The sequence below is a fragment of the Acidobacteriota bacterium genome (assembly GCA_040754075.1).
Classification (GTDB): Bacteria; Acidobacteriota; Blastocatellia; order UBA7656; family UBA7656; genus JBFMDH01.
Map to the genome: position 1 here is coordinate 23,951 of JBFMDH010000042.1, position 15,417 is coordinate 39,367.

The 15,417-nt window shown below is 45.9% G+C and carries 10 protein-coding genes; 5 read left to right on the plus strand and 5 right to left on the minus strand.

The genetic code is table 11. The features are described from left to right. The first annotated feature begins 2 nt into the window (after positions 1-2). From AB1757_28450 to AB1757_28465, 4 genes are all read left to right on the plus strand, one after another. The gene (locus tag AB1757_28450) at positions 3-425 is read left to right on the plus strand and encodes a (4Fe-4S)-binding protein (GenBank protein ID MEW6130995.1); all 423 of its coding nucleotides are present in this window, start codon (positions 3-5) and stop codon (positions 423-425) included. A gap of 282 nt (positions 426-707) precedes the next feature. Then, positions 708-2,909, plus strand: coding sequence for a VIT domain-containing protein (locus tag AB1757_28455; GenBank protein ID MEW6130996.1), 2,202 nt, complete (start codon positions 708-710; stop codon positions 2,907-2,909). A 16-nt stretch (positions 2,910-2,925) separates the two neighbouring features. Continuing rightward, on the plus strand, positions 2,926-3,339 hold the full coding sequence (locus AB1757_28460) for a hypothetical protein (protein MEW6130997.1): 414 nt from the start codon (positions 2,926-2,928) through the stop codon (positions 3,337-3,339). Positions 3,340-3,398: 59 nt separating this feature from the next. Beyond that, on the plus strand, positions 3,399-4,124 hold the full coding sequence (locus tag AB1757_28465; GenBank protein ID MEW6130998.1) for a carboxypeptidase-like regulatory domain-containing protein: 726 nt from the start codon (positions 3,399-3,401) through the stop codon (positions 4,122-4,124). Positions 4,125-4,168: 44 nt separating this feature from the next. On the opposite strand, the gene AB1757_28470 is transcribed toward AB1757_28465, so the two are convergent. The 5 genes from AB1757_28470 to AB1757_28490 all read right to left on the minus strand — a co-directional run bounded on the left by AB1757_28470 (position 4,169) and on the right by AB1757_28490 (position 14,651). Then, complete coding sequence (locus AB1757_28470; GenBank protein ID MEW6130999.1) at positions 4,169-4,960, minus strand: AMP-binding protein; 792 nt, start codon at positions 4,958-4,960, stop codon at positions 4,169-4,171. A 38-nt stretch (positions 4,961-4,998) separates the two neighbouring features. Then, positions 4,999-6,183, minus strand: coding sequence for a serine hydrolase domain-containing protein (locus tag AB1757_28475; protein ID MEW6131000.1), 1,185 nt, complete (start codon positions 6,181-6,183; stop codon positions 4,999-5,001). A 45-nt stretch (positions 6,184-6,228) separates the two neighbouring features. Continuing rightward, complete coding sequence (locus AB1757_28480; GenBank protein ID MEW6131001.1) at positions 6,229-6,762, minus strand: hypothetical protein; 534 nt, start codon at positions 6,760-6,762, stop codon at positions 6,229-6,231. A gap of 66 nt (positions 6,763-6,828) precedes the next feature. Continuing rightward, complete coding sequence (locus AB1757_28485; protein ID MEW6131002.1) at positions 6,829-11,388, minus strand: HYR domain-containing protein; 4,560 nt, start codon at positions 11,386-11,388, stop codon at positions 6,829-6,831. 218 nt (positions 11,389-11,606) lie between these two features. After that, entirely contained in the window at positions 11,607-14,651 is a 3,045-nt protein-coding gene (locus AB1757_28490) for a VWA domain-containing protein (GenBank protein ID MEW6131003.1), read from the minus strand. Between the two features lie 134 nt (positions 14,652-14,785). On the opposite strand from AB1757_28490, the gene AB1757_28495 reads away from it, so the two are divergent. Further along, the gene (locus AB1757_28495) at positions 14,786-15,394 is read left to right on the plus strand and encodes a TetR/AcrR family transcriptional regulator (protein MEW6131004.1); all 609 of its coding nucleotides are present in this window, start codon (positions 14,786-14,788) and stop codon (positions 15,392-15,394) included. The last annotated feature ends 23 nt before the right edge of the window (positions 15,395-15,417 follow it).

A 15,417-nucleotide genomic window follows, 5' to 3' on the forward strand; every position in this document is an offset into this window, starting at 1 on the left:
AAGTGGCGCAGAAAAATTATACGAATGGCGACATCACCGTAAGCTGGAAACCAGACCTCTGTATTCATTCAACCAATTGTGTCAACGGTCTCGCGGAGGTTTTTAATCCGCAGGCGCGACCTTGGGTGAATATGCAGGGCGCAACGAGTGAACGAATCATCGCACAGGTTGAACGATGCCCATCAGGCGCGCTCAGCTATTTTAGGAATGCCGTGGACGAAACCTCTGAAAATGTAAGCGTGGAAATGTTGGTTGAGGTTTTACCCGATGGCCCGTTGGTGGTTCACGGAAGCCTGCATATCAAAGGCATCGATGGGAATGAATCGAAACGCGCGCCTAAAACTGCCTTCTGCCGTTGTGGCGCATCACACAACAAGCCCTTCTGCGACGGTTCGCATAGGGCAGCAAATTTTAAGGATGACTGAACAAGAGGGTTAATCAGGGTGTGTAAAAAATATTTTGAATAATTGAAAAAAATTGCAAGCAATTGTAATTTCCCGCGTTCAAAGAAATAGCGGAAGACTCAACCAGAGCACGGGCTGGAATTTTAGCAATAAAATACCGTGAGTCTTCCGCATTCATTTTGAATGTGATCGTTTTGAGACAACGGTTATTCGCCTGGACTGCAAAACATAAAAAAATTAACCGTCAATGTTGAGTTCAGAACTTTTTGCTCATTGAAAAAGAGCGCCGGAAGGAGATATGCGATGAAATTAAGGATCAGTGGGATTTTTGCGTTTATTTTACTATTTTGTGGCGCTGCATTTGGACAAGGTGTCATCATACCCGATGAATGTCATCGTTGCCCGCCTATTCCGAGACCTCCAAGACCGGTGCCCATCCCCAGAGTTTTACAGATCAAATCCGTTAAAATTACGACAAAAATAAATTCACAGGTAGCGATAACCAAAGTTGAACAGGTATTCGAGAATGATACGCCCTATCGGCTCGAAGGGTCTTATTTTTTCCCCATTCCTGAAAGCGCCTCGCTATCGGATTTTGCTATTTATGATGGCGATAAACGACTATCGGGCGAAGTGATGGAAAAAACCAGAGCCAGGCAGATTTATAATGAAATCGTGCGCCGACAAATTGACCCGGGGTTATTGGAATATGTCGGTAAAGATTTATTTCAAGCAAATGTTTTTCCGATTGAGCCGCGCAGTACCAAAAAAATAGAACTCACCTACTCGCAGGTTTTAAAAAATGAAGGCGGAACCGTAGGTTACCGTTATGAACTCGGTTCGGGGCGTCGTATTCAACAACAACCGGTTAAAGAGATTGCCGCAAGTATCGAAATTACTTCACCGATTGATTTGAAAAATATTTATTCGCCGACCCATAAAATCTCGGTTTCAAAAGATGGTGAGAGAAAGGCTCGATTAAGTTTTGAAGGTTCAGGTACAGACACGCAAAAAGATTTTCTGCTTTATTACGCGCTTTCGGAAAAAGATTTTGGTCTTTCACTAATCACTCATCGGGAACCTGGAAAAGACGGCTATTTTTTAATGTTGATTTCCCCGAAATCAAATATCAGCGAGCAAGAACGGGTCGCCAAGGACATCGTTTTTGTTCTGGATACTTCGGGTTCGATGAGCGGTGAAAAAATAGATAAAGCCAAAGCGGCTTTGAAATTCGGGGTTGAATCGCTTTCCCCGCGTGACCGCTACAATATCATTTCGTTTTCCGGTGAAGAGCATTTGATGAAAGCTTCTTTGATTGAAGCCGACAGAGATGGTAAGCAAGCCGGTTTGAAATTTATCGAAAATCTGCAAGCCGAAGGCGGCACGAATATCAACGATTCATTGGTAATGGCGTTCAAGCAATTTCAATCAAGCGAGCGTCCGGGAATGATTGTTTTTTTGACGGATGGGTTGCCAACGGTTGGGATTACCGTTGTGCAACAGATTGTTAAAAATGTTGCAAACAGCAATAAAGCCAATGTTCGGTTGTTTTCTTTCGGCGTCGGTTATGATGTCAATACCAATTTGCTCGATAAACTTTCGGCAGATAATCGAGGTTCGAGCGATTACATCGAGCCACAGGAAGACCTTGAAGTGAAGGTGTCGAACTTTTTTGCGCGGGTGAATTATCCGGTGCTTTCCGATTTGAAGTTGGATTTGGGTGGTGTTGAAGCGGAACTGATGTATCCCCGAACGCTTGGCGATTTGTTCAAAAACTCTCAAATCGTTCTGGTCGGTCGTTATAAGAATTCAGTAAAAGATGCGACGATTCGTTTAAGTGGTAAGCTTGCAGGGCGCGATGCGACCTTCACATTCGGCAATCAGATTTTTCCCAATGAACAGGATGAAAACAAATTCCTGCCAAGACTCTGGGCAACACGACGAGTTGGGTATCTTCTGGAACAGATTCGCTTGAATGGCGAAAACAAAGAGTTAAAAGATGAAATCATTGCGCTCGGCACCCGTTTCGGCATCGTTACGCCGTACACTTCATATCTGGTGACCGAAGATAATGTAAAAGTATCGATGCGTGATATGCCAAGAGAGCAGGGGCGAAGCTTTGAGGCTTTGGCTTCGGTTGAATCAATTGCTTCGAGAAGACCTGAAAGTGCGCCTGGAGGACAGGCAGCCGGTAAAGGAGTCGGTGAAGGAGCGGTGGTTTATAGTAAAGCCGAAAAGAAATTGAAAGAATCAGACAAAGACGAACGTCTGGATGATTATATCTCAACCGTTCGCACCGTTGGCGATAAGACCTTCAGATTACAAAACGAAATCTGGATGGATACTCAGTACAAAGACACTGCGAACTTGCCGGTGGTTGAATTGAAATTCGGCAGTGACGAATTCTTTAATTTGATCGGCAAAGAACCGCAACTTGCCGATTACTTTTCACTCGGCAAAAAAGTCACTGTCATTTACAAGGGCAAAGTTTACAAAGTGGTTTAGGCAGGAGTAAGAGGTGATGCGTAAAAAGGTTTTGTTAATGATAATTTTGCTGATACCGGCGTTCGATCTTTTTGCTCGAACTTCTCAAACCATCGTTCCTGAAAAAACGGTTGTTGATCCTCATATGACGGGAAAGAATAAGAGAAAAGAGGCGCAACCTTTAGACGCGGATGAACGCGCGCGAATCGGTGCAAGGTGCGAAATCCATAACCAGACAATGAAATTGGGCATTGCCAGAATTAACTACGGGATGCCTGTGTATGATAAAGCCTTTATGAATGCCGAAAAGACTTCGTTTCCAAACTCGAATCTGTCTGTTTTAGGCGGCTGCGTCATTACCGATAATTCACCAACGCATGCGGAGGTCGTTTATTGTGACGCCTGTAGAAAAGCCGAGAAAGTTTGGCGAAAGGAGCATCGCGACAGATGAGACGGCTGAATCTCGATCACCTTCGAGTCACACAGCCCTGCACATTTGATTGGGAGGGCATGACCGGCGATGAACGAATGCGTTTCTGCTCTGAATGTCAGAAAGAGGTTTATAACTTTTCAACCATGACCCGGCGCGAAATCGAATCGCTGGTACAACTGACCGGCGGGCGATTTTGCGCCAGAGTGATTCGCGATGCAGATGATTCAGTCATAACCGCAGAGACAAAAGCCGTGAGAGGTTTTTCAAGATTTCAGGCTTCAAAATTTGCGACCGCTGTTTTGACCGCTACGCTGACTTTATACCAAAACGCCTTTGGTCAATCCTTGAAAGCAAATCAATCTCAAAAAACCATTCAAATCGATTCGCAACCTGAGCGGGCAACCGAAAAACAGGACGTGTTAATCAAGACAGCAACCTTTCGAGGAACAGTTTATGTCCAGAGTAGAGCAGTGATTGTTGGCGCAGAACTTACGATCCAAAATTTATCGAACAAACAAGTGTTTACGACTAAAACGGATGAAGCAGGAGCTTTTGAAATTGCCAGTCTGACTGAAGGGTTATACAAGATAAAAATAGAAAGCCGGGGCTTTATAACCTTTAGAAAAAATTGGTTTCCAATTCAGGCAGGAACCCTTGATACTTTGAATATAACTTTGCTTGTGGGAAGTTTAGGGGAAGTAGTTTATGTCGGTGGGCAACCATCGCTTTATGAAAAATTCACTGAAAAAATAACTCAACCAATTAGAGACCTGGGAAATTTTTTAAGGCGTATCTTGCCATAACGCAAAGCGCCATTTGCGTAATCAAACTATTCTCGACTTTTGATTCAATCCTGAAAGTATTCTTTATAACCTAAATGGTCATAGTATTCCCTTATGGGCAACTCAAAAGTGAAAGTCGAATCGTAGGTGGCAATGGCGTTGCCACCAGCCCACATTTTGAAAATCATCTCAAAAATAATTTCAGGTTCCGTCCAGTCCCTGGTTGTCCAGACCGTCTGAGCTTTCGGCTTTTCAATTTCAGATTCATTGAGTGAATTTAAAATATCTCCGTAGTTGACGGGATGCTTGATGAATTTTTTCTGCGGGTCGCGTTCAGAAAAAAGGTAAGCAGGCTGAGTTACAAGTGGTTCGACAATTGTAAAATTTGCATCCGCGAAATTGATTTCAAACCAGAAACTTCTCAATCCTTCACCGAAATCATTTTTGCTGACGATATCGCAGGCGATAAATACATTTTCAATTTCAGGAGTTTTATTTTGAATGCCTCGAAATTTTTTGTAATTGGAATCGCCAACAATCAAGCACTTTGCCTGTCCTTTAGTGAGCATCGGTTTGATGTGTGTGAGTTTTGTTGAGGTTTTGATCGGTAATACCACCGCGCCGATTTTTAAGATTGCCAGATGGGCAACAGCAAAAGCCGCAGATTGCGGCAAAACTACGGCGACCACATCGCCTTGCGCGATACCGCTTGCCTTCAAAATAGTAGCGAATTTATCCGAGAGGTAATCCAGTCCACCGAAGGTATAGGTGTTGATGCCTGCGCATTTGACTTCCTGTAGCGCAATACGGAAAACCGCATCTTCATATTTTCTCAGTAACAGTTCGGCGACATTCATTGTGTTCTTCAGGAGTCGGTGAACGGTTCCCGACCCGGCTACTGCATATTCGCTTTCATTAAATCCAATGCCTTATCTGCGAGTTTAATCAGGTGCGGGTGGGCGCGATTGCCGTTGGTTAAAATGGCAAACCCCAGTCGTTTGTCGCGATTGCCTTGCAAAAAGGCTGTGTAACCGGGAACACTGCCACTGTGCGCGAAATACAATTCGCCGTTGCGCCGTTCAACCCACCAGGTGAGTCCAAACCCCGCTTCATCGCCGCCCCATAAGCCTTCAACTTTGCCTTTGAACTTATCGTGTTGACGGGTGAGCATCTGATTATGTGTGGCTTCGCTTAACAGGCGCTTATCTTTAAACGTGCCGCCATTCAAATTCATGATTAACCAGTTGGCTTGATTCAACACCGTTCCGTATACAATCCCCGCAGGCCATACCATCGCTTTCAAGCGTTCAGTCGGCATCTGGCTCCCGGTCTTTTCATCAACCACATAAGGCACCGCCAACCGTTCATCCATGTCCGGTCGTAAATTGATCGCCGTGTTATTCATTTCAAGCGGCGCGAAAATATTGTCCTGCATATATTTTTTAAATGGCACGCCGGAAAATTTTTGGACGAGATAGCCAATCAACGTATAAGCCAGATTTGAATACTCCTCTTTCTCCATCGGCGGTCGTGCAACTTTCAAATCTTTGCGCAGGTATTCTTCCAGCGAAGGCACGCCGCCATCTCCCCAAACCAGTACGGGACCGAATGCCGCCGGAAGCCCTGAAACATGAGTTAGTAAATGGCGAAAAGTGATGGGATTTTTCGCATCCTCGCCTTCAATTTTAAACTCGCTTAAATAATCATTGACCCGGTCATCGAGTTTAAATTTTCCCTGTTCCATCTGTTGCAATAAAGCGACCGTCGCCATCGCTTTAAAGGTCGAGCCAATCAGGTAAACGGTATTCGGAACCGCAGGGGTTCTCGCCCAGAGGTTTGCATAGCCGTAAGCGTTTGACCAGATAATTTCATCTCCGGCAACCAAAGCTATCGAACACGAAGGAATTTTTCCTTCGATTAATGTCCGTTGAATTTCCGGTTCGAGTTGCGAAATCACCCGTTCAAGATTGATTTTGGGTTTGGCAGAATTTTGTCGGGCGTGAATCAGTGGCGTAAAGAAAAAGAAAATCAACAGCGAAACAACCAATGACGAGTAACGGGCAGAACGGCATTTATTCATAGTCAGTAAATTATCCTTTGATTGTTTTGAGCATTTTAGTCCGGGTTACTGAACGATATTTTCAAATATCACACGCATTTTTTTTACAACGGCTTTGGGATATTTGGCTTTGGCATCGGCTAAGATAGTATCGGCTTCCAACATATTCGTCCCGCCATATACGGCGATAAAGTTTTCATTTAACGGTTGTCCGTTTATTTCATAGGAAAGCGCGCCCATATCCGGGCATTGATGCGAGGCGAAAACTTTATTATGCGGAAATAGTTTTTGCGCCTGCTTGCGTTCGTTTTCAACCTTGGTGGAAAATTCGCCGCCATCACATTCTTCGTTTTCCGATAATTTAATAGTGCTCTTGAGAATGATTGCAAAAAAAACTTCCGATTTATATGGTGTGTTATTTTTTACTTTAGCCGGTAATACAAAAGATAAATCATAAGGATAAAATTCTCTGTGCTTGCTTTTGCAAGGTGCATTGGGGTTGGGGCAAACCTTCAAAGGCGTTTGTGCGTTAAGGGAAAAACTCATGCCGCAAAATAAAATCACGCCACACAAAGCAGAAAGGATTTTAGGTTTATTCATAACGATGCTCTCCATTTCGTAAATTTTTAATTTGATTTAGAAATCAAAAAATTTTCAACCAGCGAATTATGGATTTTGCGATGTTTTGCGCCGGTTGTGCAAAGAATTTTTGATTTCGGCGTTGATCGGCGTGATTTTAAATGGATTTGATGCCCAAGTCATATGGTTTTGCGATTGCAACATAGTTGTTAAAGGTGAGGTGGCATTGGTCTCCGCGTCAAAAACCGTTACCCGTGCGCTTGCCACTTGCGGATTACTTTGCGCGCCGGAAAATCGTTGAATCACCGTAAAACTTTGCCCTCTGACCAAATTGGCGTCACTTAAAAACTGCCGCAAATCAACCTCTATGGCATTGCCGACGAGGTTGCCGTTGGCGTCGAGAAATTCATAACGGGTTTTATTCACGTCAAGGTTGGAATCATATGCCGAATAGGTCACGATGAATTCGTCACCGGCTCGCTCAAAAATAGTTTCGGCAGGCAGTCGCGGATTATTGCCGTTGATCAAAATAACTTTGGTTGAGAGTTGCGCGGTGACGTTGAGGGTCAACAATCCGCCTCCGACAATGCGGAAATTCACTTGTGAATTGATGACGTCGGGTAAAGCCTGCGGTGCGCTCAATCCGGTTTTAATGGTTGTGACTGCCGGAATCACCGGATTTATCCTTAAACAAAAATTCCTTCGTTGCCCAATGGCAAAAGCCATTGTCGTGCCGATTGGCAAAATTGATTGGCTGCCATCTGCATTCACTTGGGTAATCGAATAGAGATTGCCTTCACTCGGGTCTGTGATTTTGCGATTGGTGACATCCGCGCCAATTCGCATAATCGATTCGAGAGAGAGAGTCAATGAAACAAAGCCGCGATTTTCAATAGTGAATGCCTGACACGAAAGATTTTTTTCCTTAATCGGTTTGCGCTTGACGGTCAAAGGCGTCGGCACGCCGAAGATAAGAGGCTGAGGGGTTATTGAAAGCGTCGGCGTGCCCCCGATTACCGTAACCGTAAAACTGCAACTCGCTTTGTTTTCCCCCGAATCGGTTGCTGTGCAGGTAACTATAGTGATGCCGAGTGCGAAAGATGAACCGGATGGCGGAACACAGGTAACTGTGGTTTTCGTGTCAATATCTGACACCTGCGGCGCAGGGTAAGTTACGGTTGCCGAAGTTTGTCCGCTTGCCGCATTCACGGTTTGATTCGGCGGACATTGAATGATTGGTGATTGGTTATCCGTAACTATGATGGAAAAAGCGCAGGTTGATAAATTATTGGATTGATCACGGCTCTGGCAAACCACGCCGGTAATGCCTAAAGGAAACGCTGTTCCCGAAGGCGGTGTACAGTTAATCGTCGGATTCGGGCAATTGTCGGCGGGCGTTGGCAGGGAATAATTGACCACTGCGCTCGCCTTTCCTGATTCCGCAAGTTGAGTGATATTTTGCGGGCAGGTGATGGTTGGGGGTGTTTGATCAACCACAGTGACAAAGAATGAACACGAGGGTCCCACTTCGGATATGCAATCAACTTGCGTATTGCCGACATTGAAAACCGAACCGGTCGGCGGGGTGCAGGTAATTGTCAGACAAACGCCAACAACCGTTGGTAGAGGATAATTGACGACTGTGCCACATTGATTTTCCGAAGCTGATACGACCATACCCGGAGAACAGATAATATCGCAGGGAGGCACGGTGACGACTGTACATTCCGAAAATTCCGAGGTATTTGCCAGTGAGTCGATGGCGGTTGCCGTCACCACACTGGTTAATGATACGACGACAGGAAATGATGCATTGATTGGCGCATTACCGGCGGCATCGGTCAAGACGTTTGTTGAACCGATAAACCTCTGACCTTCACCGTTGCCACTGGGGTCACAGGCGGTGTTGGAATAAAAATCAATTTGAAATGTCGAGTTTGGCGTGCTGTTTAGTGAGCCGATAATAGTTGTGCTACTCACGCCAAGTGTAACTGAGGTGATGACCGGAAAATTTTGTGAGGTGTTCGCTCCGGCGTCTGGGTCTCCCGCATCGTTGGCGGTAAGCCCATCGTTATTGAGGTCAATGCCAAGAGCGTTATTAGAAAAAATCGAATTGTTCTGAATGAGATTGCTCGTCCCGCTTAATAAATTAACTCCACGATCATTGTTAAACGCGATGATATTGCTATTGATTGTATTGTTCGAGCTATTAACAATTGCTACGCCGTCTTTGGTATTGGGAAGCGCCGCAATGCCATTAGCCTGAGTGCCAATCCGATTATTTTGTATAAAAGTATTGGCTGCGTTATTGAGCAGCACGATTCCGTTAGGGTTTCCGGAAATAAGATTTCCGGCGGTAGAGGTATTTCCCCCGATGGTATTTTCAGTCACAGCATCGCAGCGAATGCCATTGAGATTATTTGATATTGCGGCATTTCCGCTGGCATTGGTTCCGATGAAATTGCCCTGCACCAAATTGCCCGAAGCCAGTGCCCCGCTCAAGAAAACTCCCTCAGCGCTATTGCCGGAAATAATATTTCGCACTCCGGCGCTAGTTCCGCCGATAAGGTTATTTCCCGAATTGAATGCTTGAACCCCATTGACATTCGGAATGGCAAGCGTTCCGGTCACATCAAGACCGATGAAATTGCCCTGAATTTGCGTAAAGGTTGCGTCACCGCTTAAAGCGATACCATCACCAAGGTTGCCGGAAATAATATTGCGGGCATTGGATGTCGTCCCTCCGATGATTGAATTTAAGGCTCCATTTAACCCGACGCCGATAAAATTGCCGATGGCAGCGTTGCCGCTCAAATTGGTGCCGATAAAATTATTTTGGATGATGCTGCCGGTTATATTGGTAATGGTAATTCCGGCGGCGCTGAAACGATTGATGACCAACCCTTGCACCGTGCAATTACTTGCGGACACTGTCAATCCCGAAGCACCCGCGCCTGCGCCCGCCCCATTCAATTCGATAATCGGATTCCCGGCAAAGCCGATTTGCGTCGTTGCATCGATGGCAACGGTTTCTGAAAGTGAAGGAAGCGGCGATAACAAAGCGATGCTTTGTGGCCCGATGGCAATGTTAAAGATAATCACATCCGCGCCAGCCGTGACGTTGGCATTGTTGATTGCCTGTCTAAGCGACCCCGCTCCGCTATCATTGGTGTTGGTGACTGTGAAAACGCTTTGAGGCGCTGATGGGGCAACGCTCAGAAAGTTTTTTCCTTCTCGCAAAATGACCAGATCGCTCAATCCATCATTATTCAATCGCATTGGCAAAACCGCGATTGGTTTGCTTGCAAATGCGATTTCGCAAGAGGCGTCAGACTCAAAATTGATTTGCTGATTCGGTTGATTCTCATTTATTTCGTCGGATGCCATAACCTGTAATTTATCTTCGGTCGAATCCAAAACCATTAGATTTACGGGAGAATGACTGGATACTGGCGCGCTGATTAAATGGTTAGCCGTAGGGAACTGACGGGATGCTAAAACCCTGATATTGATTAATGGATTGGCTTTTGCCGGTGATTTTTCGCAGATATAAATGGAGCCGTCTTCGGTTAGCAATGCCAATTCTCGTCCGCGTGTTTGGTGAAATTGGTCACTGACTATTGAGCGGATTTTACAATCAAAGGTGTGCTGATAAACCTCAAGGGGTAGGCTTGGCGAAATAGCTGAGTTTTTAAATCGCCAATCCCTGTTGTGCCCAGCAATCACCGATACGGTTTTGCCAGCGGCTACGGCAATGTCCATCAGCGCGTCGCCGTTCAATTCCGCGATGGTCAATGCCGATACGGCTGACGGAAAATTCATCTCTTCGGGGGTTGCATTCATCGCGCCTTCGATTGATTCAAAGATAAGTAACTTTGCGCCACTTGATGAGCGAGTGCCGATAACCAGATCAGCTAAGCCATTGCGACGATTGACATCGCCACTGACAAGCGCCGTCACGTATCCGGGTAAATTTTTGGCGAGTTCCGAATAGAGGTTGCCTTGTCCGTCACCGAGCAGGAAATGCAAGACGTTTGAGTTGCGATTGGCAATAACCAGGTCGATGTGACCGTCGGCATTGAAATCGCCTGTTGCAAGAAATTCCGGCGCTTCGTTAGTTGCAAAAGTCGTGACCTTTGCCAAAAAAGGCGCGTCACTGAAAATGCCTTCCATTTTTCCCAGTTGCGCTTCTGGGTGATTCGGAAAAACCGCATCCACATTCCCTTTATGTAAAGTTAATTTTCCTCCGGTTGAGGTCGCAAAGCCGCAGATGATATCAGGTGTGCCGTCTTCATCGAAATCACTGGCAGCGAGAGCCAGGGGTTGCGCTTCGCTGGTTGGCAACTGGCTTGAAAACTCGGAGTCGGCAAAGTCGTCGAAGAATAAATCCCGAACCCCACTTAATGCGATTCGCCGGTTTAGCAAATTTCGGAATTGCGCATCGTTGGATTGATACCATTGGGCGCGTTGATTTCTGAATGAAACGGGCGTTGATATTTGTTTTATACCTGTAGCTTGAGACACCGGATGGCTAAACATTACACAAAGTATGATGGGGATAAAACCGAGGCGGGTTTTTGAGCAAAGGCGCTTGGTAGCGATTACGACGAAGCGAATCAATAAGGTGAGGGCGCTGGTTCTGTTCATGGCGAGCCTTTCAAGGAGTCTTTTTATCGGTAAAAAATCAACGAATAAGTAAATAATGACGAATACTATTAAGACTGGAATTATCAACTGATTTTATTGATAACCTTGAATGCCATGATTTACGGCTACATCTAATTCATTCGCAGGGAGCATACGCAATTTCCGTATAGGCGTAAAGGGATAATGTTAAATGTTCACTTGGTTTTTGTAATTTAGATTCAAGTGGTCAACCGTCGGTAAATGCCGGGCATACGTTCAGGCAAACTCAACACATCATCAATAATCGTATAACCGACTTCGCCGTACATATCTTTCAATTGGTCTTCGGATTCACGGTCGATGGTGATACAAAAAGGCGTGATGCCTTCGATTCGCGCCTGCCTGAGCGCGATGCGCGTATCTTCGCGGGCATATCGGCTATCGCCATAATCGTGGTCGTAAGGTCTGCCATCGGATAATACGATTAACAATTTGGTTCGCGCATCCTGCGCGGCAAGTCGGGTGATGGCATGGCGAATCGCTGCGCCAAGCCGAGTATTATTTTGATAAGTAATTCCGCCAATTCGTTTTTCAACATCCGGCGAATAGCGTTCATCGAAATCTTTGATGATAAAAAATTTCACATTGCGACGTCCCTCGCTGGTGAACCCTTGCATTGAGTAAGCATCACCTACGGCTTCCAAAGCTTCGCTCATCAATACCAAGCCTTCTTTTTCAATATCAATGATGCGTTGACCGGGCTGGGTGTATGGGCGGTTGGGCAATCGACTGATGGTTCGCGCCGTTGAACTCGACATATCCAATAAAAATGAGACGGCAACATCGCGTTCACGGCGCAGCTTGCGGATGTATAATCGCTCATCAATCAATCCTGTGCTGCGTTTATCAAGCGCGTAATCAATGACCTTTTGTAAATCGTAATCTTCGCCATCAACTTCGCCGCGAATCTTTTGTAAATTTTCAGGTCGCATCAACTGAAATTGATAGCGAATCGATGAAATGACTCCCGCATATTTTGAGCGAACCGATTCAACAAAGCCACGCGCGCCGCGAACTCCAAGGCGTTCGATTACCCGGCACCAGCGCGTGCGGTGGTCACCAAGTTCTCTATCCCATTCATCATAAAAAAAGGCGCGGTCGCCTTTTTCCAAATCCTGTTCGCTGGTTTCACGGCTATTCCATTGATTAAATAATTCCTGGTCGGCGGTAATTTCCTGGGTTTGATTGGCTGCCCAGAAACTGAATGGGTCGGGTTGTGCCTCTGCCGGTTGTTTTTGTTGTGCCTCTGCGCCTTCGTCCTGCTCACCCTGAGATTCACCTTCGCCTTCACCTTCATCGGTGGTTTGCGATGAATCATTGCTCTGGGTGTCAGAAGCGCGTGGTTGTTCGAGGAATAAATCGTAAATATGTCGAGTGGCAATCAGTGATTCGGCAACTGATGCATCGGGTCTAAATATGAATGCTGCGAAAATGCTTTCAAGTTGCCCGACAATCGTCGGATAAACCTGGCGAGCTTCCGGGGTTGCGCCCCCGCAAAGCGCGATTTGGAAAAGCAGTTCAAAGGGAACATATTCTTCGCTTAATTCTTCTATCTTGGGACGCCGTTCAAGCAGGCGTGATTGCACGAAATCCAAATCCCGACGGATTCCACGATAAGCCTGCCTGAGTAAAAAATCGATGCGACCATTTTCCACCGTGGTGAATAATTTTAAAGCGATGTCCTGATTGCGAAATTCATCCAGCACATTTAAAAAGCCAATCGAATCGGGGATTTTTTGTGAGGTTTTAGATTTTTGCTTTTGCCCATTAAAGGACGCTCGAACTTCATTCCACGCGGCTTTCAACCCTTCGGTATTTTCCGAATAGGTTTCAAACTCAATCTGTCCAGCGCCGTGCGCGGCAAGCACTTTAAACAAGCGGAAATTTTCCGCTTCACTTTCAAACTCGGCAACGACCGAAGGTAAGTAAATAGTTTTGCCATCGCTGATTCTCACTTCATCAGGAATGGCGCTTAGCGGGGCTATGTGTAAACTTTTTCCGGTCAGCCCTTCGACATAAAGCCTGAGAGTTTGCGCGATGGCATCAAGCGTCAAGCCACCTTCGATTCTAAACAGCGCCTCTTGACTGGCTTTCGATTCCAAGGCGTAATAAGCTTGGATTTTTCTGGAGGTTTCTTCGGGTTTTTCAATTCCTCTGAGTGCCCAGGCGCGAAATTGCCCAAGGCTTGCGGCGCGCAAGGCGATGGGACTCGCCTTAAAACATTCGACAGCCGCCGTGGTATTTCTTTCGGCAATTTCTTCGACGACTTGTAACACCGAAGCAATGACTTGTGCCCGGCGCTCTGCGCCAAATCTTGCGGCAAGGTCAGCAATGATTTGCGGACTGGCTTTCATAAAATGATAACTTGCAGCATTGCCTTGCAGCGCGACTTTTTTGGCAAGCGAGGTCCAACGGTCGAATGCCGATTCGTCGGCAATTTTCAGCACCCGGCTGGCGGCTTTGAAATACTGCAAAGCGACGCCGCCCGAGCGTTCGAGGTATTCTTCGGTTATATCAAATAATTTAGTAACGGCTTTGGGGTCAGAGGTCGAAATGGCGTTCGGCAAATCGATAAAAAATTCCGCAGCGGTGCCACCCGAACGGAAGGCGAACGCCGAAGTCAGAGATAAAACCCGGTCAACCAATGAATAACCGCAATGTTCACCTGCGGCTTTTAAATCGGCAATCACTTTAGGCGCGGACTGCAACAAATCGTTGCTGTGTTTTACCGAATGACGCGCCATTTCGATACAGATAGAAAGGATTTTGCCAATCGATTCGGCATCATTGATAGTAGAGATAATTTGAGGTGATGTTTTGAAACTTTCAACCGCCGTATTGGCAGAAAGCGCCGCCTGTTTATTAATCAATTTCAAAACATAAGGTCGCGAGCCTGGCGGAATTGCGGTAATAATTTTGGCGCTGGATTGAAAAAATTCAATCGCCGTATCGGCGCTGGTGGTAGCGATGCGTTTACCGGCTTCGCCCCAGATGCGAAGGTCGCTGGCGTCGATTAGTTTTGCAACATCCGGGACGGCTTTGAGAAATTCAACCGAAGCCCGTAAATTGGTGGCAGCGATTGAAATTCCTAATTCAGTGGTTAGCAAAACAGCTTCATAAGGCAGGGAACTGGTACGATTCATTAAACTTTCAACCGTCGAACCGGCGGCATCTTTCAAGGTTTGTTTTAATTTCTCTTTTAATTCGGTCTCTTTACTCGCCATCTCAGGAATCATCTTAGCAAAACCCTGCGCGCTTTTGCATTTTTTGAATGATTCTTTTGAAAAGAACTTGATATTGGCGATGAATTGGAGTAGAAAATGAATGAGCATTCATTCATTAAACAATCAGCAAAATCATGGCAACGACACGTAAAGCGATAAAAGAAAAAGCCAACGGGAAATATGAACTCATCTTGCGCGCCGCCATCAAGGTATTTGCGCGAAATGGCTTTTTTAATTCCAAGGTTGCCGATGTGGCGAAAGCCGCAGGTGTCGCCGACGGCACGGTTTATCTCTATTTTAAAAATAAGGATGACATTCTGGTATCTATCTTTAATTCCATCGCCGAACAGGCGCTCGAACGTGGTCGCGCGGCGCTTTCGGAAATCAATGACCCGGTTGAAAAATTGAGACGCATTGTTGAAAGCCACCTGGAAATGTATGCCAAAGATAGAGACCTGGCGATTGTCTTTCAGGTTGAATTGCGGTCTTCGACAAAATTTATGGAACAGTTCTCAGCCACCAAAGTCACAGAGTATCTGGATTTAATCGGCAGAGTTATTGAAGACGGACAGAAGCGAGGCGTATTTCGTAAAACCCTCAATCCAAAAATCACTGCCAAAATTCTGTTCGGCGCGCTCGACGAGATGGTGACCAACTGGGTGCTTACACATAAACGCTACAATCTGGTTTCAACTTCCGAGCCGTTATTTGATGTGTTTTTACATGGCGTTTCGCAAACCTGATTGCCTGGGTTGAAACGACTACC

Bases quoted from the DNA above. Each gene is read 5' to 3' on its own strand.
- AB1757_28475 (MEW6131000.1), bottom strand. From the start codon at position 6,183: ATGAATAAATGCCGTTCTGCCCGTTACTCGTCATTGGTTGTTTCGCTG.
- AB1757_28490 (MEW6131003.1), bottom strand. From the start codon at position 14,651: ATGGCGAGTAAAGAGACCGAATTAAAAGAGAAATTAAAACAAACCTTG.
- AB1757_28485 (MEW6131002.1), bottom strand. From the start codon at position 11,388: ATGAACAGAACCAGCGCCCTCACCTTATTGATTCGCTTCGTCGTAATC.
- AB1757_28470 (MEW6130999.1), bottom strand. From the start codon at position 4,960: ATGAATGTCGCCGAACTGTTACTGAGAAAATATGAAGATGCGGTTTTC.
- AB1757_28455 (MEW6130996.1), top strand. From the start codon at position 708: ATGAAATTAAGGATCAGTGGGATTTTTGCGTTTATTTTACTATTTTGT.
- AB1757_28480 (MEW6131001.1), bottom strand. From the start codon at position 6,762: ATGAATAAACCTAAAATCCTTTCTGCTTTGTGTGGCGTGATTTTATTT.
- AB1757_28465 (MEW6130998.1), top strand. From the start codon at position 3,399: ATGACCGGCGATGAACGAATGCGTTTCTGCTCTGAATGTCAGAAAGAG.
- AB1757_28495 (MEW6131004.1), top strand. From the start codon at position 14,786: ATGGCAACGACACGTAAAGCGATAAAAGAAAAAGCCAACGGGAAATAT.
- AB1757_28460 (MEW6130997.1), top strand. From the start codon at position 2,926: ATGCGTAAAAAGGTTTTGTTAATGATAATTTTGCTGATACCGGCGTTC.